This is a genomic window from Hahella ganghwensis DSM 17046, from assembly GCF_000376785.1.
Classification (GTDB): Bacteria; Pseudomonadota; Gammaproteobacteria; order Pseudomonadales; family Oleiphilaceae; genus Hahella; species Hahella ganghwensis.
Genome location: NZ_AQXX01000073.1, coordinates 1 through 20,698 on the forward strand (window position 1 = coordinate 1; position 20,698 = coordinate 20,698).

Below are 20,698 nucleotides of genomic sequence, written 5' to 3' on the forward strand. Positions count from 1 at the left end.
CATCAAGCAGGTGTTTGGTTACGACAAAGTCCGCTATCGAGGCTTGGCCAAGAACAAGAGCCGGCTCTATCTGTTGGCGGCCTTCAGCAATCTGCTGATGGCAAGGAAAGAGCTGCAGGTATAGGGGCAGTGAGCCCAGATGACGCCCCACAGGGGGGGAAGATCCAAAATGGCCGGAAAAACACTCTGAATATTCGGCCATATATCGTCGAGAGTTTGAATTACCTCAGAACCTTGGGGTTATTCAGACTCTCCCTAGGATGTGATGTATAAAATCTGCGCTGCTGCTCTAAACCTTCATCTATTGCGGGATCAACCACCTGGAATGCCAGGTATTCTTCTGCCGGTGGGTCAAAAGCCTTATTGAATGGATCTGCAAGCCTCCATTTCTCACCATCGAAGAACATCACCCAGTTGTGATAATCCACGCCTGACAACACGCTACTGTCTCTGGCGATGACAAAGCCTCCCAGCGGTATAGCCGGGATAGAATTGGCTCTTAGTAACGCGGTATACAAGTATGCATATTCGGTACAATCACCCGTTAGATTATTCAGTGCCCAGGTCGCGCCTTTGGAGGATTTAAGAAAATTCGATGGTTTAAGGTTCGTCGTCACCCAATCGAATATTTTGTATGCCTTATCTTCCTGAGCCACACCAGAAAATTTGAGTGCGGCTTGCTGAATTGACTGATCATTCAGATCTACAAACTGTGTCGCAGATAGCCAATCCGATGGACGGATGCGGTTGTCACTCAATGGGTCAAATTCGACTTCTGCTTTGACAGTGACAATTTTCGTTTCAAAGGGTGCCAGCACAGGGTATGCGTATTTATATAAGATAAGGGATTGCTCTAAAGCATCATCTTCATACGAGGAGCCAAGTGATATTTCATTGATTCCCTGATAGGGAGGAAACTGAAGAGGTGAAAACAGAGCCACCTCAACATCATGCAGAAAATCATCTGATTCATTACGAATTTCAAATTGGTATCGAACATGCTTCGATACCACGGGGAAATTGGTTGGTTCCTTTACAGAAGAAGAACGAACCAGCAAGACTCCCAGTATGAAAAACGCCAGGATAGAGACGAACAGGATTCCAGCAAGAAATCGCTGATGTAATTTCTCAGTCATTAGCTACGCCCTTTACATTTATAACGGTCAGGTAACGCGGTTCGTTTTTTGGCGACAGATTCCGCAATCAAAAACTGACGATGAACAGCGCCAAGTTCGCCTCTATAAGTAAAAACGTTTCTCAAATTGACAGATGTCGAACCGGATAAAGAACGTGAGAGCACGATAAATGACTTATTTTGATTCAACGCTGCAGCATAGGATTGTGAAATGGCTTTCTGGTAGTCCTGCCCCTCTTTAATCACTGCAATATGAGCACTGGCAGGAACAACTTTAGAGACCGAGTTATACCAAGCTTCGCCAGCAACCAATATTGAACTCGAAGATACCAGAGATTCCACGAATTCCTTTTCAGTCACCTGAGAGAGGCTTTCTCGTTCTTTCGGTAATGCATTGATTTTTTGACCAGCCAGCACCCAGGCAGCCAAACCGCCCTCCAAAATTGAGACGGATGTAAAACCACTGGATTTTAATTGAAAGCAGGTGCGGGCGTTGTCGGCTGTGACAATGCCTTTATTGACGAGAAGGAGTCTCTTTTCTTTAAACCGGGATTCTCTTTGAAGAAATGATACCGGTAGATTATAGGAGCCCGGAATAGAAGCCTTTTCAAACTCAGAGGCGTGTCGGGTATCAATGATGGTGATACCTTTAAGATTGATATCATCAACATCTACAAAACACGAGTGGTCCTGGTTGAATTTATCATATTCTGTTATGACACGTTGATCCCAGTAATCCCTTTCCACAGCACACCAAGCATCTGACGCACTATCAGACCAGGATAAACTGGGCAACACTAGAATAATGGAGAAGAAAACCGTGGCGAGACGACGTCCTATCACGTGATACATCCCTCTGATGAAACAACCTATCAGTTATGAGGGCGTCACTATACATAATTAAAAAGAATTAATGAAGAACGAAATGTAACACGATGTCAAAAAATCACATACATCAGAGTGCGCGCGGAGACGGTCTCACAGAGACAGCCTCCTATAGCTTTGGAACTTAAAAGGGAAAGAGTTTTTTTGGATAGACAGGTCACTCGGACCGCAACAAAATCACCGAAATATTATCGTGCCCGCCGGCAGCCTTTGCGGCTTCTGTGAGCTTGAAGGAAATACGCTTCAGATTGGGAGATGATTGCTCTGATGAATCTGATGACTGAGAGAAAGAGCTATCCAAAGCGCCTTCCTGATTCAGGATTTCCAGAATCGATTCGCTGGATAGCTCGCTGTACAAACCGTCTGAGCATAGTAGAAACAGGTCCCCGGCTTCGACGTCGACTTCCAACTGATGAACGATAATGCCGCCATCGCTGCCGACAGCCTGGGTCAACATATTCCGGTAGGGGGATATTTCTGCTTCCTCGGCACTGATGGTGCCGTCTTCCACCATGGATTGGACCACGGAGTCATCACGAGTGAGTTGTTCCAGGCGGGAGTGTTCATTTTGGGGGCGAATGCGATAGCAGCGTGAGTCACCGACATGAAGAATGGAAGCATGATCATGCTGAGCCCAGATCGCAACCAGGGTCGTCCCCATTTTGCCGTATTCGGGTTGCTCTTCCCTGGCTTGACAGATGGAATCATGAGCCTGCTCAGTTGCCGTGTATAGCGCATTCTTGAGCTTCTCCGGATCAATAGGCTTTTTACTTGTCAGTGGCATGGCCAATGTGGCAACAAAGACTTCAATCGCCATCTGACTGGCCTTGGCGCCCCCGGCATGCCCACCCATTCCATCGGCGACTACCGCAAGGGCAGTTTCCCGATTGGGAGACAAATACCAGTCGACACTGTCTTCATTGGCTTTGCGGACTGCACCGATATCCGTATGCCCAGCGACATCAAACCGCAACCGTTGATCTGAATCCAAATGTAATATCCCCTCATTAACACCTGATGAGGTACCGGGATGCAATTTGGTGATTTAGGTAATCGGACATCGACAATTGCAAAGCGCCGGTTTTGACCCTCTAACTTGCGTGACAGCTTAGCGTTAAATGTCCACTAGTTCCAGATCTTCGTTCCCAGGGTGAGAACGCATTCCGGCCCCAATGGGGCCGAATAACACACATGAATAAAATTTGCGCAGAACGAATAGCAGGTGGAGGCTATAGCTGGAAGGGATAAATGGAGCCCAGTTTTAACATCTGAGTTAAATCATCCAAAGCAGCCCGGCATTCATCCAGCAGAGCTGGATCAGCCAGATCCTGTTGGGATATACGATCACGGTAATGCTTATCCACCCAGCTATTGAGTTGATCAAACAATTGATCAGACATCAGCACGGATGGCTGCACCGCTGCCAGTTCTTCCTCGGTCAGTGCAACACGCAAACGCAGGCAAGCCGGCCCACCACCGTTTTTCATACTCTGCTTGAGGTCGAATACTTTGACTTCCCGGATAGGCGTATTCTGGGCAACCAAATCATCCAGGTAAGCTTTAACCCGCGGGTTTTCCTCACATTCCTGAGGTACCACCAGCATCATCTGATCATTACCCAGACTCAGTAGCTGACTATTGAATAGATAACTGGAAACCGCATCCTGAACCGACACCGCACTGGTCGGCACTTTCACTTCTTTTAACAAAGCGCCCTGCAGTTTTTCCTCCAGCTCAGCAAGCACCTGGGAGCTATTCATAAATGCTTCTTCATGGTAAAAAAGCACGTTCCGATTACCGACAGCAATAACATCGTTGTGGAACACTCCCTGGTCAATCACTGCTGGATTCTGTTGAGCATAAACCACTGAAGAGGCATCCAGGCCATGCAAACGGGCGATTGCCTGACTGGCTTCGAGGGTTTGTCTGGCCGGGTATTTTGAAGGTCGGGGTGCTGACTCATTGAAAGCCTGCCGACCATATACAAAAAACTCCACACCAGCGTCACCATAATCCCGGCAGAACCGGGTATGGTTGGCAGCCCCTTCATCCCCAAACTGAATTGATGAGGGTAATGCCGGATGATGAGCAAAATACTTGTCGTCACTGAAAATAGCGCTCAGTACTCTCGATGTCGTGGTATGTTCAATGGAGCGGTGAAACTTCGCCGTCAAGTTGGCTGCGGTGAAGTGAACACGTCCGTCTTTGGTATCTGCACTGGGAGATACTGTGGCGGCATTCGCTGTCCACATGCAGGAAGCTGATGCTACCGCCCCAAGGAAAGCTGGCGCTTGATGCGCTGCCTGTAACATCACTTCCCGATCAGAACCTGTGAAGCCAAGCTGTCGCAAGGTATCGATACACGGACGCTCCTGCGGCAACAGAATTCCCTGTTTCAGCCCCATGTCATGGAGCGCTTTCATCTTGCGCAGCCCTTGCTTGGCAGCTTCTTTCGGGTTGGAAACATCTTTGATATTGGTTTCAGATGCAACATTTCCATACGAGAGCCCACTGTAATTGTGGGTCGGGCCGACTAATCCATCAAAATTGACTTCGTAGGCTGTCATGGGACTCTTTCCTCTTATCGCCGGCATTAAGCGGCATTAAATCTTTCTGATACTGGTAGCAAGGATAGGCAGTATCTACCTACCCTCGCCGGTTCGTTCCGTTCCAAATTCAGGAACAACACCTGACTGTTACAGCTTCATGCCCGGGGACAGAGTGCCCGGAGCTTCCACTTCTTCGGCTTCCAGGGACGCAACCGGATAGGCGCAGTAATCCGCCGCATAGTAGGCACTCGGGCGATGGTTGCCACTGGCTCCGATACCACCAAAAGGCGCCGCACTGCTGGCTCCCGTTAGAGGTTTATTCCAGTTGACGATACCTGCCCTGCTGTCCAGGAGAAACTTTTCATAGAATTTACGCTGATGAGTAATAATGCCCGCCGCCAGACCAAAACGAGTCTGGTTGGCCAGACGAACTCCATGGTCGTAATCCCGGCAACGCTGAATCTGCAGCAAAGGACCGAAGTACTCCTGATCAGGAAGATTCTCAACGGCCGTAACATCAATAATGCCGGGTTTGAGCAATGAACTTTGATCATCGATTGATTTCAGAGGCAACAGCACCCTGCCCCCGATATCCTCAAGGTGGCGTTGGGCCTCCAGGAGCTGCTTCTTCGCGTCAAGAGAGATAACGCCTCCCATAAACGGCTGAGATTCGTCATCGTAAGCACCAACTTTCAGCGCATCAGTCGCCTTCACAAGCTCCCGAACAAATTCATCTCCCTCTGAACCAACCGGCACAATCACACGACGAGCACAGGTACAACGCTGACCCGCAGATACAAAGGCAGAAAACAGCGTGTGGTGTACGGCCCCTTTCAGATCATATGGTGGGAAAACCAGTAACGGGTTATTTCCTCCCATTTCCAAAGCCATGATTTTTTCCGGATGGCCACCCATTTGCGCATGGATCGCATGCCCGGTGTTGGAGCTTCCGGTAAACAGCAATCCATCAATCATCGGATGACAGGCCAGATCAATGCCGGTTTCTTTGGCGCCCTGCACGAGATTGAGTACGCCGTCAGGTAATCCCGCCTGCTCCCACACCTGCACCGTAGCCTGGGCAAACGCTGGCGTCAGCTCACTGGGCTTGAACACAATCGTATTCCCTGCAATTAAAGCTGGAACGATATGCCCGTTAGGGAGATGACCAGGGAAGTTATAGGGCCCGAATACAGCTAACACACCGTGAGGACGATGCCTCAGAACGGCATGTCCTGCTGCAACATCCTGTTCTTTCCGACCGGTACGCTCAGCATGGGCCTGGACTGAAATCTCAACCTTGGCAATCATTGCAGCGATTTCAGTTCGTGACTCCCACAATGGCTTGCTGGTTTCGCGGCCGATCAAATCAGCCAGAGTTTCTTTCTGTTCGCCTAACAGCTCTGCAAACCGACGCACAATAACCAGCCGGTCTTCAAGCGTTTTCCGGCTCCATTGACGAAAAGCGGCACGTGCACTTTCCACCGCATGATTGACGTCTTTTTCCATAGTGGCCGGCGCTGACCACAAGAGCTCCTGAGTGACCGGGTTCAGGGATTCAACAACCTGACCTTCGCTGTTGCCCCAATGACCGTTGATAAAATAAGAATGTTGTTCTGTCATATCGCTTGACCTGAAATTTGTAATGGCTTTCTAACTTGACTCTCTTTCATTACTACCTTTGACTGTCCCGTGCGCTATTCAGCTCTTTTGGCCCTCAGAGGAACAGTCCGTACCATATCACCAGACTCCAACTGCAGGTTTTCCTGAAGTTCATGGGAAAGGGACACCACGTCCTGCTTGATCTGGCTCTGATCAATCAAGGCCACCCGGAAATTTTCAAACGACCGATTAGACACCATGATTGGCGTCTCAATGTCGCTGACCGTTTGTTGGCTGGGCATGACATGTCGTTTGATACTGTCGCGGACTGACCGGATGTTGCGAACAAAGACTTCCACCAGTGGTCCCGCATCAAAAATATCGACCAGGCCATTGAAATTGAAACCTTCACTTTCCAGCATTGCCAAAGCGGGACGAGTATGAGGGTGAACCTGACCAATAACCTCCCTCGCCTCTTCAGTCAGAAACGGAAGATAAATGGGATACTTGGGCATCAGCTCAGCAATAAAGGCTTTATTGCCCAAACCAGTCAGGTAATCGGCTTTGGAGAATTCCATCGTGAAGAACTTGCGTCCCAAACACTCCCAGAAGGGTGAATTGCCGTCTTCATCCGCGTAACCGCGCATTTCCGCAAAGATTTTGCTACTGAAATATTCCGCAAAATCTGCGAGGTACAGAAAACGGCATTTGGAAAGCAGTTGACCGTTGTGACCGTTTCGATAGTCTGCATGTAGAAATAATGTGCAGATTTCGGTGCAGTCTGTCATATCGTTGGTCAGATATAATGTTGGAGTCTGCTTATGGATGCCAAGCTCCTTGGAGGCATTGACTGTGGTGGAGACCCGGTAGTTGTACCAGACCTCATCCAGCCCGACCCGAGCCATGATTCCACTGACTCCAACCACACGCTTGAGCTCTGTGTCCTCAAGCGCAAAAAGATAATAGGCATCCTGTGGATCAACACTTCGGGAAAAGGATCTTTCAGAGTGTTCAATACGGGAAGCCAGCAACTCCTCATTCGCCGGGAGCGTTGTCACTCCCACGCCTGCGCTCTGCGCCATGCAATACAGGGCTTCCAGATCGTCAGCCACGATGGGGCGGATTAGCATCATCGATCAGTACCTTTCTATTCTGTTTATGATTACTGTTTTCAGGGAATTAGAGAGGCGCAAACGCCACATCCCCACCTTCAGCAATCTGCAAAGATTCGGCAGTTGCCCGTTTCAGGCGCAACACATCTCCCATGCCATCCGTCATATTGGCGAGAGTGGCACGAAATTCGTTAAACCGGGTATTGCACATGAGATACTGCAGTCCGACCTGATGCTCGGACAGTTTCACCTGCTTGCGTTTCATTGATTTCACGGTATTGAGATCCGAGCGACTGGCCTCCAGCGTAGGACCGCCGTCAAAGATATCGATATGACGCCCAAGCTTGAAACCTTCCCGGTACAGAAACTGACAGTTATCCGCAGCACTGGAATGCGGCTGTGCAATAGCATCTTGTGCCTCTTTGCTCAGCAACGGAACATAGACAGGATGGGAGGGCATCATTTCCGCGATAAACGTCTTGCTCTTGATTCCCGAGTAATAATCCGCGGTGGCAAAGTCCATATCAAAGAAGTGGCGACCCAGGCTTTCCCAGAATGGCGAATTGCCTGTTTCGTCCTGCATTCCCTGTATTTCAGCGATAATTCGTTGCACGAATCGGGTGTGATGCAGCTGCATGAACATAAACCGGGAACGTGAGAGAAGGTCGAAATAGGGAGTTTTACGGTAACGGGGAGAAATAGACAGTGAGCATAAAGCCGTTGTGCCGGTCAGTTCATGCGTCATATAAAGGATGTCTACTTCATTGTAGACATCCAGTTGTTGGGATGAATGAATCAGCTCGTCCAGGCGATAGTTGTAGAACGGTGCACCATTACCGGCACTGGCGTCCATACCGCTGGTCCCGAGAATTTCTCTCGTTTCAGTGTCCTCCATTACAAAGAGATAGCGTTCTTTTCCGGAGACTTCGTCATCTCCGGCAAAGGAGCGAGTGGAATAATCCACCTTCTCCCCCAGTTTGTCACGATCAGAGGGCAACGTGGACAAACGTGCTGCGCTTTCATTGACCAGTTTTTCGATACCGGGCAGATCAGCAAATCTGCTTGGACGAACGATAATCATGTCGCTCTCCTTTTATCAGGCAGATTCCACAACTTTGGCAACCGCGCGCTCAAATCTGGCAAGGCCCTCTTTGATATCTTCAAGAGGAATTACCAGCGATGGCGCCATACGAACAACGTTAGGACCTGCCACCAATGCTAGCACGCCTTCTTCCAGTGCCGCCGTCATAAACGCCTTGGCCTGCCCCTGAAAGCGCTCATTCAGTTGCGAGCCGATTAACAATCCCATTCCACGCACATCGGCAAAGACATCATATTTTTCGTTGATTACCCGCAATCCATTAATCATCAATTCGTGGCGTTCCTGTACACCGGCCAACACTTCAGGCTGACTGATGATGTCCATCACCTTGAGGGCGACAGCACACCCCAGAGGGTTTCCGCCATAGGTGCTGCCATGAGTTCCGACCGCCAGACTCTTTGCAACATTTTCGGTTGTCAGCATCGCGCCAATAGGGAAACCGTTACCCAGCGCTTTGGCAGTTGTCAGAATATCCGGAGTCACACCGTAGTTCATGTAGGCATACAATTGACCGGTACGCCCGACTCCAGACTGCACCTCATCAAATATCAACAGTGCATTGTGTTTATCGCAGAGTTCACGGGCACGCTTCAGATAGGCTTCTTTTGCCGGCGTAACACCACCTTCCCCCTGAATCGGCTCAACCACAAAGGCACAGGTGTTATCGTCAATGGCGGCTTCCAGCGCTTCTAGATCATTGAACGGAATGTGCTTAATACCAACGGGAACAGGTTCAAATCCTTCTCTGTACTTCTGCTGACCACCAACGCTGACCGTAAACAGAGTACGACCGTGGAAGCTGCCGGAACAGGCAACAATATCGTGCTTATGGGGGCCTACATGTTCCCAGCTGTAGCGACGTGCCAGTTTGAAGGCGGCTTCGTTGGCTTCACCACCGGAATTGGAGAAAAAGACTTTGTCTGCGAAAGTGAGCTCTACCAGTTTGCGAGCCAGAAGAATGGCTGGTTCATTGGCCAGAACATTGCTCAGGTGCCATAGCTTGCCTGCCTGTTCGGTCAGAGCCGCTACCAGATCTGGATGGGCATGCCCTAATCCGGTCACGGCAATCCCACCGGCCAGGTCTACGTATTCTTTGTCCTGCTGGTCCCATACACGAGAACCTTGACCACGTACAGGAATCACCGGCCCCGGCGCATAGTTGGGAACCATGACGTCATCAAACATTTCACGTGTAACTGTCAAACCGTCGGACATGCTTTTTCTCCACTCGTCAAAATATTATTTATACAGAAGCGTCTTATATAGAAACGTAAACAAACCCGGACAGCCCGAATTCGGACCGAGTACCAGGTTAGAGAGGAAGAATAGCCGGAGACAGTTAAAAGAGATTTTAGGATCGCGACACGGGTTTATAGAAATGCGTCGCCATTTTGCCTGATGAATGACGGGGAGAGCTTCTGGAACTCTCCCCTTTTTCAACCCTGGAGTAGACCTGTTTCAGGCAGATTTATGATCAGTCGATCACCGCACAGGCGATTTTGGGGCCGGATTTGCTCCCGTCATCAGGCCCGGAATGAATCATCAGCGACCTGCCACGAATTTCGTCAAGTGTCAGCCCTGCCCTAACAACCATCGAACGTGCAATGCCGCCCGCAGATGTCGGCAATGGCGGCAAGTCACCTTTGGGTTTGGCATAGCCTTGATCGGGGTCAGCCATATCCTCCCCCATCGAATGCATTGAGTGTTCCTGAGCTACGCCCATAGACATAGATTGATCAGTACTCGCCATTTGCTGTGCTGCAGGCATGCTGGCCTGCCCTTCGGGCACTCCCTGGGGGGCGGCCATCACATGGTCGTGGTGGCCATAGTGAGCGCCGGCTGCGAGTCCTGCCACCATTTTTCCATCTTTCTCGCCAGCCTCACAGGTTGGTTTTTCATGGATATGCATACCATTGTTCCCGGCTGGCAGATCGGTCAGGTCAGCGGAAACGACCAGGCCTTCAGGTGAATTTGCGAGGTTGATGGTACCGATGGCTTTCCCCACGCCGAAAGAATTAATTTGTGGACTGTAATGGTTTTCTCAGTGTCCTCATCCTTCTCCCGTAATATGTCTCTGGCTCGCGTGGCCGCATGACTGGGCATTTCCCCCTTCAGTGATGCCAGCAGATAGGATTTGGACTTCCTGATATCACCTTTCAACGCATGACCCACACCGAGGTGATATTGAACAGTCTCATCGTCTGGTATTTGTTCCAGAGCCTGCCTGCACTTCTCAAGACCCGCGTTAACCTGTCCAGCGTTTATCAGCGCCCATCCGAGACTATCCAGAACAATAGGATCGTCCTTCACCAGTTCGTGGGCAACAACCGCAAGACGTACGGATTTATCGATTTCTTTTTTGGCATCCGACCGCACAATTGAAGCCATATGCATGCCGGAAATATCAAAAGGATTGATTTCCAGTAACGCATCAAATGCTTTTAGCGCTTCTTCCAGGTTACCGCCGGAATAGGCGGTAATACCAAGTTCACGCCACAGAACGGGATTGTGTGGGTTATGCTGTAGAGCTTTTTCAGCATCGGGATCAGTTGTTCATGGCCGGCACTGGCATTTGCCTGGGCATGAGAGTGCGTTCTATGGTCATGTAACGCACCGGCCATCCCCATCCACGCTTCCACCATCGTTGGCTGACTATCCACAGCCTTTTGAAACGCCTCAACAGCCGCCTGATTTTCATGCCGGTTATAGTAAAGCACTCCTCTTATATAATGGGCAGACGCATGATCCGGATCACTCGCCAGAATTTTATCTGTCACAGACATCGCCTGCGTGTAGTCTCCAGCCTCAAAATAAGTCTGTGCCAATATCACTTTCAAGTCATGGCTCTTAGTATTCTGTTCAGACCACTCTTCCAGATCCATTAATGCCTGATTGCCCTTCCCTATCTCTTTCGCGATCTGAACATAGGTCTCTACCGCTGAGATTGGCGTCGCGGATCCAAAACTTCCCAAATATTTTCTAAGAGCCTCAAGAGCCATGTCAGACTTTTTAAATTGAGCGTGCACTTTCGCCAGCGCCAGATAGCGCCGCTGTTCAAGCTCGGGAACCTTCGAGGACAGCTGCCCCAGCTCCGCGACACTTTCGTCGTATTTGCCATTTAACGCCAACAATCTGGCATTCGCCATTTGTCCAGGGAAATTGTTTAACGCCCCGACCTTTGCCAGTTTGTCTCTCGCTTTCTCGGCACCCTCTATATATTTGACTTCTACCGCGGCCTCCAGATATCGGACGACAGCCTCCGCATTGAAGTTATCGGATAAGCTCAGGTTTTGATTGTCGACCATAGGCTGGAACAACAGGACAATACGATCATGCTCGCCCAACTGGCGATGAAGCTCTGCAAGCTCAAGATGCATCAAAGTCGCAGTATGGCCTGGAACCCCTTGCCTTAGCAGAGCCTGCTCAAGATAGTTTCTAGCTTGTTCCAGATTATGTGAACGCATGGCAGACCAGGCCAGATAACGGAAAGTCAGTGGACTATTCCCTCCTTCCCGAATCGCCAGTTTCAACTCGTCAATCCCTTCTTTCTCTGCTCCACGACTCAACATTGCTATCCCCAGCAATGTCCGTGCACCAGTATTCTTGGGAAAGGAATCCAGCACATGTTGTAACGCCACCTCAGCTTCTTTGAACTTTTTGTCCAGAAGAAGCTGTATCGCTGCGAGATGGTATCCATGGGGATCGTTGGGATACTTTTTAATGTAGTTTGCCAGCGCCAGAGAAACCCGCTTGTCCTTTATTTTGAGAAGATTGGCAATATATTTCAGAGCCGCCAGATCACCTGCGGTATCTTCCATCTGATTTTCATAAAACAATCCCAATTCAATCAAATCGTCACGGGACAAGGCTCCAGCATCAGAGCCGCTGACAATAGCCGACTCGTCTGCGGACCCCACACCGGGTCCAAAGTCAATAACAGTGGCATTTGCACCTGGCACCACCATGCCAGCCGTCACTATCAGGCCTGCTGTCAATAGAACGCTCAGGCCGGCTTTTCTTATCTTGAGGGGAGTTGTTATTTGAAAATCCATTTGATTACCTGTCGTGTTGTAAACTTGTTTCTATAAAGCGTAGTCCCATCGAGCCATCATGGGCTCCAAAATTTCAATAACCCGTTTATCAATCAACGGGAGATAGTGCCTGAAGTTATTAACACTTTTACTATGCACCCCACCCTGCACCTGCTCGTAGGATGCTGTTCGGGTTTGGTGGACACATGTTTCCTGCTCCGGGGCTTCCCGGGGACTTGCCCAACTGCCTGCAAGCTCCTTTGTTAACGTTTCCGGCAGCTGACCGGACCGGACAATCTCTTCGTATCGAACTTCCAGACACCTGATGCCCTGCACATCTTTGATTCTGGACCAATGGGCATCAGCAACAGCAATATAGTTGGCAGTCTCCAATACGTCCGTATGCCAACTGTCCGGACTCATAAAGTTTGCGAAGAAATTTGATATCAGCGTGTCCAGGGGATGACGTACCACCCTCAATACTATAGCCCCAGGCACCACCGCAGAAAGCAGTGGAACTCTCATACTGTTAAAGAGATTCTTATCCAGAATACTTTGTGTACTGGCTTGATTCGTATCCTGATGAGTACGATAGAAGTGGCTTAATTCCTTTTTCCATCTGCCTGGATCAGAAAGAACATCTCTAAAGACTGCCTCTTCCCACCAAGGCTTACCAAAATGGCTGAACAGTCTTTTTTCCAGCCTGGGGACAGCATCGCTTTCGCTAACGGAGGTACAGTTAAATTGCTGCAGCAGCAGCTTTTCGATCAGAGTACTCCCAACCCTGGGAAATCCGGTCACATACAGCGGAGATAATAGGCTGGCTTCGCTATTGTCGCCGGTTAAATCCAAAAGGCCAGAGACCTTCTCCACGCCTGTAAGGAAATTTGACAACTGCTCCAGGTTGCCCTGAGGTGGACGACATCTCCTCGCCGCCTGATTCATCCGCTTAGCGGATTCCCAGGCTTTCTCAAAGGCTTCCTGCTTTGCGTATAGGAGGGTGAATTCAGCATTCAGAAGATTTTTTTGACTGTCATCCAGAGTCCTGGATGCCTCGATGGATTCCAGCGACACTTGCGCTTTATCCAATTGACCCTCACGACGGGCGATACGCGCAGCCAGTATCACAGCTTCAGGCCAGGCAGGTTGCGCTTGTAGTAACCTGTCAACGATCTCGGACGCCTTGGTAAGCTCATGCCTCAGTTCAAGAATACCGGCCAAAGCCAACTCCAATTCTGGTTGGCCCGGATGATGAGACAATCCCTTCTCAAGAACGTCTATTGCCTCCTCGTCCCGGATCAGTGCGTGCAGTGAATCACTTGCCAGCTTCCAATAAGCAGACTCTTCCGGCCATTGGGTCATCAACCCATTCGTAAACTTCAGTGCAGATTCATGGTCCCCATTTGCCTGGGCAATTTGAGCTCCCATCACCCAAGCCTGCTTGAGACCAGGCTGAACTTCAACGGCTATTAACAAGTGCTCCAGGGCAAGATCTTCGCGTCCCATTTGCCCGACAATATTGGCATAATTGAGATGTGCCGCTGCATCCTTTAGCCCTGCCTCAAATGCTTTGGCGATCAATTGCTGTGCCTGTTGAGGCTGCCCCTGGAGGAAAGCACTCATTCCAAGCAGATAATTGGCTTTTGGATGATTGGGAATTTTGCTGAGAATAGCGTCAGCCACCACAGCGGCCTTATCTAATTGTCGATGCTGAATATAGAGAGTCAGGTCGTCAATCGCTTCCCTGACAGTTTTTTTTACAGGCACCCCAGTCCAGGGTTTACTCTTGATTTTTTTGCCACAGCAATTTGCCAGACCCAGAGGATTGCCACAAACACAGGGCTTCAGCGCCATTGGAAACCTTAAATTTAGAGTGATAAAAAAGCGGTATGTGCATCAACAGCATACCGCTTGATTCATCATTAGGACAACCGACTATGATTTACGGCTTTTACGTCGGTACAGTGAGAATAGACCCATACCTGTAATGAGCACCAGACCAGTCGCGGGAACTGGCACAGTTACCGGTGGATCAGAGGGGTCTCTTAGATTGATAGTGATGGTTCCCTGGTCAGTCAGTCCATTGCCGTCAGATGCCCTGAATGTCGCAATATACTGGCCTGGAGCAAACCCGGTGGAATCCCAGGTGAAGTCCCAGGTAGATGGATCAAACAAAGCGTTACCGGGCATGACACCACCTTCGCCAACGAAGTTGATGAAGTCGACAGTCAGCGGATCGCCGTTGGGATCTGTCACCACCAGAGTTTCCTCAATGGTATCTCCAACCAAAGCATTGATTACCACATCCTGAATTTCAGGAGCAAGGTTACCAGAACCTTCGTTTACCGCATCAAACAACCAGACGAACTCAACAGAGCTGCCATCGGTTGCATTGATCTCACCACTAAACGCCATGTCGGCACCGGGGTTAGAGGCGTTATCCGCATACCCTGCCGTGTCAGCGGCAGAGATCGTCACCTGCCCGGAACTGTCGATGCTGTATCCAGTCGCCTGCGCAAACATACCGCTGGACAACGTGGTATCGTCATAGGTCAAACCTGACCCAACTGCGTCCAGGTTATCGGAGTAATTGGTCCCACGAATTACCTGCTGCTGAATATTTTCCAGATCAAACAGTATCGGTGCATTGGCTGATGACCCATCCCAATAGATGGTGGAGGTCGTGCCATAGGCACCACTGGCATTTGGCACGCCAAACACCCAACTACTGCTACTCCATGTCATGGTGTACAAGCCTGCACCTGGTAGCTGAACATTGAATGATTCAGTAACCTTGGTACGCCGGATATCACTGGTATCCTGGGCAATACTGATGTCCGAAATGCTTGTCGCGAGCCCAGGACCGGAAACAGAAATAGTCCCAACGCCTGAGTGAGGAAATGTGCCTGGAGGTGTCCCCAAAGACTACCGCCAGAAGCTGGTGGTATCTATAGTAACCAAGCCATTGGCATCAACGGTTGGTATCAAAGCAGCCCCCCTGAAATGGGAAGCATGTGCCGAAGAGGCTGCAACAAGCACTGAAGCAACACAAGTCGACATCACGGTCGGTTTTAAGGTTTTTTTGAAAAGACTCATATCTATTTATCCCTGACTGATTGACTAGCACTACCGCCTACTAATGCCTAGGGGTAAAAGCAAACCGCATACCACAAACATGACCATTTGTTTTATATACATAACTCAGAGGCGAAAGATGACAACCTGTAAAATTTGCCGACACAAATCTCCGTTTTCAAGGGCCTGACAATGAGGATATACCCTTACCCTTAATTTGTTTTTCCGGTAAACGTTGTCGAGGCCAAAGTGAAAGAATTTTTGGCAAGGCAGGCCTCTTTTCAGAGTTTATTAATGCGAAGAACGCTCTTCAGAGGGAGTAAGCTGATACATTGCCCGATAGGATGTGGAAAAGTGCGCCCCAGAGGAAAAACCGCATCTGAGCGCAATTTCTGTGATCGAAACAGAAGTGGAAAGTAGCAGCTGGCGGGCAATTTCCAAACGGATCTGGACATAATATTTGGAAGGTACTGAGTCGAGATGCTTCTTGAACAGACGCTCCAGCTGTCGCCGTGAGATATCCAGATGCTGGGCCAGATCATCAGTCGTCAGAGGCTCTTCTATATTGGCTTCCATCAATTGCACAGCCTCATAAATCACAGGCACTTCTCTTTTAAGCGCCTCATCCGGATGCTTTCTGACTCCTGGGGTCGGTTCCCCTACCCGATATCGCGTGATGGTCTGGGCAATCATCTCCGAAACAGAGACAGATTCTGCAAGACTGATGCGAAACAGCATCATGTCCTGAGCTGCACTACCGCCCCGACAGCTCCAAACCGATTGGTCCACGGAAAACAGATCCGCAGACTGTTTAATCGTCTTGCATGAATCCTTCAGGCGGGATGGTATTGGTGGAAGTGAGGCTTTGCGACCGTTGAGCAATCCCGCCTCCACCAATGGCCAAACACCGCTGGCAATCCCCGCGATCCAACCAAAACTTGATATCTGGCCTTTCAGCCAACTAGTGATACTCGCATCTGACTGAGATGGTGACTGACTTCCGCAAACAATTAGTGCATCCAAACCGTGCGGTAAAGCCAGGTTCTGCTCCACCGAAGCCGTTAACCCATCACTACTGCGAACAACGGCCTCAGCCCCAATCGTCACCCAGTGATAGCGGTCCTCTCCCATCAACTGATTACAGATACGCATAGGCTCTACTACACTGGCGTATGCCAATGTGGAGAAATGAGGCAATAAAAGAATTCCTATGGATTCAGACAATTCAAAACCTATTTCGAAAGCTATTACCTGATCGGCCCGCCATGCAACGCTGGCGCAAAATAAAGACCAGATAATCCTCTGCCATCGAAGATCACAGTATAAAAGATCTATCCATTGATGACGGTTCAGGAGGTATTCTAAGTTTAGTTGTTACCACAAAAAACAGCACATTTAAGACCAACTCTCTCTGACGTGCAATGCGGTTTATGCTAATGGCTAAATGCTTTTGCGCTTTTAATGAAAGCGATTATTTACCGGGGTTGCCCTGCTTTCATGACAAAACAAGTTAATCATGGCGCTCTCATGAAACCAGTGCCCTGATACGATTAGGTGAGAACATCCCTGTTCTGCAGACGAAAGAAACTGGAGGGAAGAAAGTGCAAAAGACAGATCAATGGATAGCAGCCAGCTTTTCGCGCTTATAACGCACCCATTCCCCACTGACACATTTATAGTAAAAGGCCATCATGTGCTGACTTACAGGCATTTGAATACAGATCACATCACCGTTTGCAGATACTTGCATGAGACTCTCCTTTGCAGCTGAGCTATAACGAAAAGTTAAACAGTTAGTCGTTCGTGCATCAGGAAATAAGCGATTACAGACTTACACTTATAACCATGTTTTTATATACAGTACTGACACTGTATACAGGTACTGCTAATATGTCCAGTATTTAGCAATAAATATTTCCAATTCACCCTAGGATCTATTAACGGTTTTCGCTATTGTTCCCCCTCCCATCTATAGCTGGAGGTTAGCTTGGGCCGGAAACTGATCACTGCAACTGTTACGATTGTCATTATCCTGTCGGCGATGTTTTTTGGCGTCGTTCCGGAACTTGTGGACCACGTAGCCAACAGTCGTTTACCTGGCGAACCTCAGGAAGTCTCAACGACGGCTGAGGCTCTTCATGAAGAACTTTTTATCAGCGATCTGCATTCTGATGCTCTGCTATGGGGGCGGGATTTGTCCAAGGGGTATCATCGGGGACACACAGACCTGCCACGGCTAATCAAGGGAAATATAGCTCTCCAGGGTTTTTCCGTCGTCACTAAAGCCCCTTTTGGTCAGAATATTCATCGTACAGATGACCAGAGTGATATGATTTTCTGGCTTGGAGTAGCTCAGGTCTGGCCAACCAAAGCGCTTGGCAGTCTTTACGGACGCGCGGAAATGGCAGCCCAAAAACTGCAGGCACTTGCCGAAGCGCAAACGGATTTCTTCTTCATAAAAAGCCGACAGGATTTGCGCAACTATCTGGATACCCGAAAGTTCGACCCCGAGGTCCTCGCCGGCTGGCTGACACTGGAAGGCGCCCATGCGCTGGAAGGAGACATCCGTAACCTGGACAGACTCTATGACCTGGGATATCGAATGATCTCTCCCACGCATTTCTTTGATACAGAAATATCCGGTTCTGCCCACGGCATTGAAAAAGGAGGGCTCACCCCTCTGGGCCGCAAGTGGGTTAAGGCCATGGATGACAAATCGATGATTATCGATCTGGCCCACGCGTCAAAACAAACCATCACTGAAGTGTTGGAACTCAGTTCACGCCCCGTCATCGTGTCGCACACTGGCGTGAAAGGCACCTGTGACAATGAGCGAAATCTTTCTGATCAGCAACTACGAGCCATTGCCGCTAAAGGCGGTATCATCGGCATCGGGTTCTGGCCAACAGCTGTCTGCGGTACTGATACTACCGCGATTGCCAAAGCCATCCGTTACGCAGTCGGCATTGCTGGCGAGGATCACGTTGCTTTGGGCTCTGATTTTGACGGTGCCGTCGCTACGCCCATTAATGCAACAGAAATGAACCAGCTCACTCAAAGCCTACTCAATTCAGGCATGAGTAAGAGTGTCATTGCCAAAGTCATGGGCCAAAATATCCGCTCGTTCCTGCTGACGAACCTGCCGGAGGAGTCGAAATAGCCGACTCGCAACCTGGCACCTCTGCTCTTCTGTTTCGCCTTTATTGTGCAGGCGCTCCAATTGACGATCATGCCAGCGGCTCAAAGCGACCAGGGCCATAACAGCCCCAACTAAGGCATACAGCATATCCGACTGGGTGTCCCAGACATCCCAGAAATGCCTCAGCCGCTTCCTCACTCAACTCAGCTACCCACCATTCAATCAGTTCATAAAATGCGCTGAATGACAATACAATGCAAAGCACCAGATAGATCAGCCATCCACGTCCATTGACGACCCGCAGTCGAACCAATAACTCTCTGGCCAAAATCGCCGGAATAAAGCCCTGGGCAAAATGACCGACTTTGTCATAATTATTCCTGTCGCCACCCGTGTAATCACGAATCCAGTCAAATAATGGCACTTCCGCATAGGTGTAATGCCCACCGACCATCAATATGACGCAATGCAGCAGGACCAGCCAATAAAGCAAAGAGGTCAGGGGAAAACGTCGATAGCTTATCAGCATTAACACCAGACCAATCAACGCTGGCGCTACCTCCAGTATCCAGGTCGGATAATCCTTGGGGTTGATGGCAGACCATAGGAGCACCCCACCATATATGATCAGCCAGACAACGATTTGAAAAACCAGCGGGCGTCGGAATCCTCTTTCATCTGCTGCCGAATGCTGCATCAGCAATTCCCCTCTACAGGTTCAGGTACTTCATTTCCGTCTCGATTGATCCATAGCACCACCACAACCACAAGCACCATGAAAGATGACAATCCCAGCAGCATATTCCATCCGTACTGACTGACGACCCAGCCAGAGCTCAACGCAGCAATCGCCTGAAAACCAAAAACCGCAAATTCATTTACCGACTGCACTTTAAACCGTTCTGCCGGGCGATAGCATAAAGGCAATAGGGCCGTACCACCGACAAACATAAAGTTCCAGCCCACTCCCAGAAGAACCAACGCCCACCAGTAGTGCATCAAGTGATGGCCAGAATATGCCACACCAAGACAAACCATATACATGACAACCCCTGCAGCTACCAGACGATGGTATCCTATCCGACTGAGCAACCAACCGGAGAAGAAAGAGGGCAAAAACATAGCCATGATATGGGACTGAATCACCCATTTGGTATCTAACAGGCTATGCCCGATGACGTTATGCATGTTGACGGGTGTCGCCGTCATCATAAAACTCATCATCGCATACCCCATAGCTGATGCAGTAATCGCCAACCATATCAGGGGATGACGCAATATCTGCCCTAATGGCCGTCCCTCAGTGTGTGAACCAACTCCCGCGGAGCTTTGATTTTGGAATCCGATGATAAGCACCAGTGCCGCCAGCAGACAGATGCCTCCCAAGAGAATAAAAGCGCCAGTAAACGATAAATGCCCAGGACGACTTTCAATTGTCACGCCCAGATAGTGGGTAACGCTCTCTCCAAACACGACGAGTTCTGGCCCCAGATAGGCTGCCACAAGGCCGCCAAGCAATACCCGGGATGCTGCTTTGCCGGTATTCTCCGGGGTAACCGCTTCCATTGCGGCAAACCTGTATTGTTGGGCAACCGAAAGACTTCCGCCCAATAAAAATCCAGCCAGACAAAATAACCAGAAGCTCCCCATCACCACAGAAACCGCCGCCCCGGCAGAGGCCGCGCTTGCCAAGATAGAGCCCGCAATAAAGACCCTGCGCCGCCCCCAGAAATGCATGAACCGGGTTACCGGAAGCACACCGGCAGCTGTTCCGACAACCATGACGGCCAATGGCAGAGTCGCCCACTCAGGTTCTGGTGCCAAATCGCTCCCCAGAATGCCACCACTGAAAACCAGCAGCGGAGCGATTGACATAGACAACGCTTGGGCAAGCATAAGAACCCAGACGGTAGCTGGCATATAACTTCCTAACACTTTAATTAAACGGCCTACCATCATAGATCGCTTCTACAAGGCAGTCACCATAGCACTGCGTATTTCAGTCCTCTCAGGATTGATAGTTCCAGTCACTACATAATTGATTACTTCAGAGAAAGCGGCGGGGAAAGGG

General features: G+C 49.6%; 17 protein-coding genes and 1 pseudogene. 1 reads left to right on the plus strand and 17 read right to left on the minus strand.

Annotated features, from left to right (window positions below):
- Positions 1-221: 221 nt before the first annotated feature.
- From F566_RS0103850 to F566_RS37880, 15 genes are all read right to left on the minus strand, one after another.
- On the minus strand, positions 222-1,136 hold the full coding sequence (locus F566_RS0103850) for a transglutaminase-like domain-containing protein (protein ID WP_020405656.1): 915 nt from the start codon (positions 1,134-1,136) through the stop codon (positions 222-224).
- Positions 1,136-1,978, minus strand: coding sequence for a rhodanese-like domain-containing protein (locus F566_RS35175; protein ID WP_169334431.1), 843 nt, complete (start codon positions 1,976-1,978; stop codon positions 1,136-1,138). The genes F566_RS0103850 and F566_RS35175 overlap by 1 nt, the downstream gene beginning before the upstream one ends.
- Positions 1,979-2,177: 199 nt before the next feature.
- A complete protein-coding gene (locus F566_RS31840) occupies positions 2,178-3,011 on the minus strand; it encodes a PP2C family protein-serine/threonine phosphatase (RefSeq protein WP_020405658.1) in 834 nt (277 codons plus the stop codon).
- A gap of 238 nt (positions 3,012-3,249) precedes the next feature.
- Complete coding sequence (gene astB / locus F566_RS0103865) at positions 3,250-4,587, minus strand: N-succinylarginine dihydrolase (protein WP_020405659.1); 1,338 nt, start codon at positions 4,585-4,587, stop codon at positions 3,250-3,252.
- 129 nt (positions 4,588-4,716) lie between these two features.
- Entirely contained in the window at positions 4,717-6,189 is a 1,473-nt protein-coding gene (gene astD, locus F566_RS0103870; protein WP_020405660.1) for a succinylglutamate-semialdehyde dehydrogenase, read from the minus strand.
- 74 nt (positions 6,190-6,263) lie between these two features.
- A complete protein-coding gene (gene astA / locus F566_RS0103875) occupies positions 6,264-7,301 on the minus strand; it encodes an arginine N-succinyltransferase (RefSeq protein WP_020405661.1) in 1,038 nt (345 codons plus the stop codon).
- 46 nt (positions 7,302-7,347) lie between these two features.
- The gene (gene aruF, locus F566_RS0103880; protein WP_020405662.1) at positions 7,348-8,361 is read right to left on the minus strand and encodes an arginine/ornithine succinyltransferase subunit alpha; all 1,014 of its coding nucleotides are present in this window, start codon (positions 8,359-8,361) and stop codon (positions 7,348-7,350) included.
- A gap of 15 nt (positions 8,362-8,376) precedes the next feature.
- Entirely contained in the window at positions 8,377-9,597 is a 1,221-nt protein-coding gene (locus tag F566_RS0103885; RefSeq protein ID WP_020405663.1) for an aspartate aminotransferase family protein, read from the minus strand.
- 259 nt (positions 9,598-9,856) lie between these two features.
- Complete coding sequence (locus F566_RS35180; protein WP_157496636.1) at positions 9,857-10,387, minus strand: superoxide dismutase family protein; 531 nt, start codon at positions 10,385-10,387, stop codon at positions 9,857-9,859.
- Entirely contained in the window at positions 10,318-10,881 is a 564-nt protein-coding gene (locus F566_RS35185) for a tetratricopeptide repeat protein (protein ID WP_157496638.1), read from the minus strand. The genes F566_RS35180 and F566_RS35185 overlap by 70 nt, the downstream gene beginning before the upstream one ends.
- Entirely contained in the window at positions 10,824-12,434 is a 1,611-nt protein-coding gene (locus tag F566_RS0103900; RefSeq protein ID WP_020405666.1) for a tetratricopeptide repeat protein, read from the minus strand. Before F566_RS0103900 ends, F566_RS35185 begins: the two co-directional genes overlap by 58 nt.
- 30 nt (positions 12,435-12,464) lie before the next feature.
- Positions 12,465-14,267 (minus strand): tetratricopeptide repeat-containing sulfotransferase family protein, encoded by a 1,803-nt coding sequence (locus F566_RS0103905; protein ID WP_020405667.1) that lies wholly within the window; start codon positions 14,265-14,267, stop codon positions 12,465-12,467.
- Between the two features lie 81 nt (positions 14,268-14,348).
- Positions 14,349-15,335, minus strand: coding sequence for an Ig-like domain-containing protein (locus tag F566_RS0103910; RefSeq protein ID WP_020405668.1), 987 nt, complete (start codon positions 15,333-15,335; stop codon positions 14,349-14,351).
- Between the two features lie 444 nt (positions 15,336-15,779).
- A complete protein-coding gene (locus F566_RS0103920; RefSeq protein ID WP_026179738.1) occupies positions 15,780-16,712 on the minus strand; it encodes a GlxA family transcriptional regulator in 933 nt (310 codons plus the stop codon).
- Positions 16,713-17,103: 391 nt separating this feature from the next.
- Positions 17,104-17,238, minus strand: a complete 135-nt coding sequence (locus tag F566_RS37880; RefSeq protein WP_020405671.1) for a hypothetical protein — start codon at positions 17,236-17,238, stop codon at positions 17,104-17,106.
- A 237-nt stretch (positions 17,239-17,475) separates the two neighbouring features.
- Between F566_RS37880 and F566_RS0103930 the strand changes: the two genes are divergently transcribed.
- Positions 17,476-18,648: a dipeptidase gene (locus F566_RS0103930; protein ID WP_020405672.1), complete on the plus strand. Its 1,173-nt coding sequence runs from the start codon at positions 17,476-17,478 to the stop codon at positions 18,646-18,648.
- Here F566_RS0103930 and F566_RS34745 read toward each other — a convergent pair.
- Both F566_RS34745 and F566_RS0103940 read right to left on the minus strand, forming a co-directional pair.
- Positions 18,559-19,324 (minus strand): annotated as a pseudogene (locus F566_RS34745) (DUF2238 domain-containing protein). The gene F566_RS0103930 and the pseudogene F566_RS34745 sit on opposite strands and share 90 nt — an antisense overlap.
- The gene (locus tag F566_RS0103940) at positions 19,324-20,547 is read right to left on the minus strand and encodes an MFS transporter (protein WP_020405673.1); all 1,224 of its coding nucleotides are present in this window, start codon (positions 20,545-20,547) and stop codon (positions 19,324-19,326) included. The pseudogene F566_RS34745 and the gene F566_RS0103940 overlap by 1 nt, the downstream one beginning before the upstream one ends.
- Positions 20,548-20,698 lie beyond the last annotated feature (151 nt).

What these genes read in the sequence shown, in the direction of transcription:
- F566_RS0103905 (WP_020405667.1), bottom strand. Translation starts at nt 14,267, where the DNA reads ATGGCGCTGAAGCCCTGTGTTTGTGGCAATCCTCTGGGTCTGGCAAAT.
- F566_RS0103850 (WP_020405656.1), bottom strand. Translation starts at nt 1,136, where the DNA reads ATGACTGAGAAATTACATCAGCGATTTCTTGCTGGAATCCTGTTCGTC.
- F566_RS0103885 (WP_020405663.1), bottom strand. Translation starts at nt 9,597, where the DNA reads ATGTCCGACGGTTTGACAGTTACACGTGAAATGTTTGATGACGTCATG.
- astA (WP_020405661.1), bottom strand. Translation starts at nt 7,301, where the DNA reads ATGATGCTAATCCGCCCCATCGTGGCTGACGATCTGGAAGCCCTGTAT.
- F566_RS0103900 (WP_020405666.1), bottom strand. Translation starts at nt 12,434, where the DNA reads ATGGATTTTCAAATAACAACTCCCCTCAAGATAAGAAAAGCCGGCCTG.
- astD (WP_020405660.1), bottom strand. Translation starts at nt 6,189, where the DNA reads ATGACAGAACAACATTCTTATTTTATCAACGGTCATTGGGGCAACAGC.
- F566_RS37880 (WP_020405671.1), bottom strand. Translation starts at nt 17,238, where the DNA reads ATGCAAGTATCTGCAAACGGTGATGTGATCTGTATTCAAATGCCTGTA.
- F566_RS0103940 (WP_020405673.1), bottom strand. Translation starts at nt 20,547, where the DNA reads ATGCCAGCTACCGTCTGGGTTCTTATGCTTGCCCAAGCGTTGTCTATG.
- aruF (WP_020405662.1), bottom strand. Translation starts at nt 8,361, where the DNA reads ATGATTATCGTTCGTCCAAGCAGATTTGCTGATCTGCCCGGTATCGAA.
- astB (WP_020405659.1), bottom strand. Translation starts at nt 4,587, where the DNA reads ATGACAGCCTACGAAGTCAATTTTGATGGATTAGTCGGCCCGACCCAC.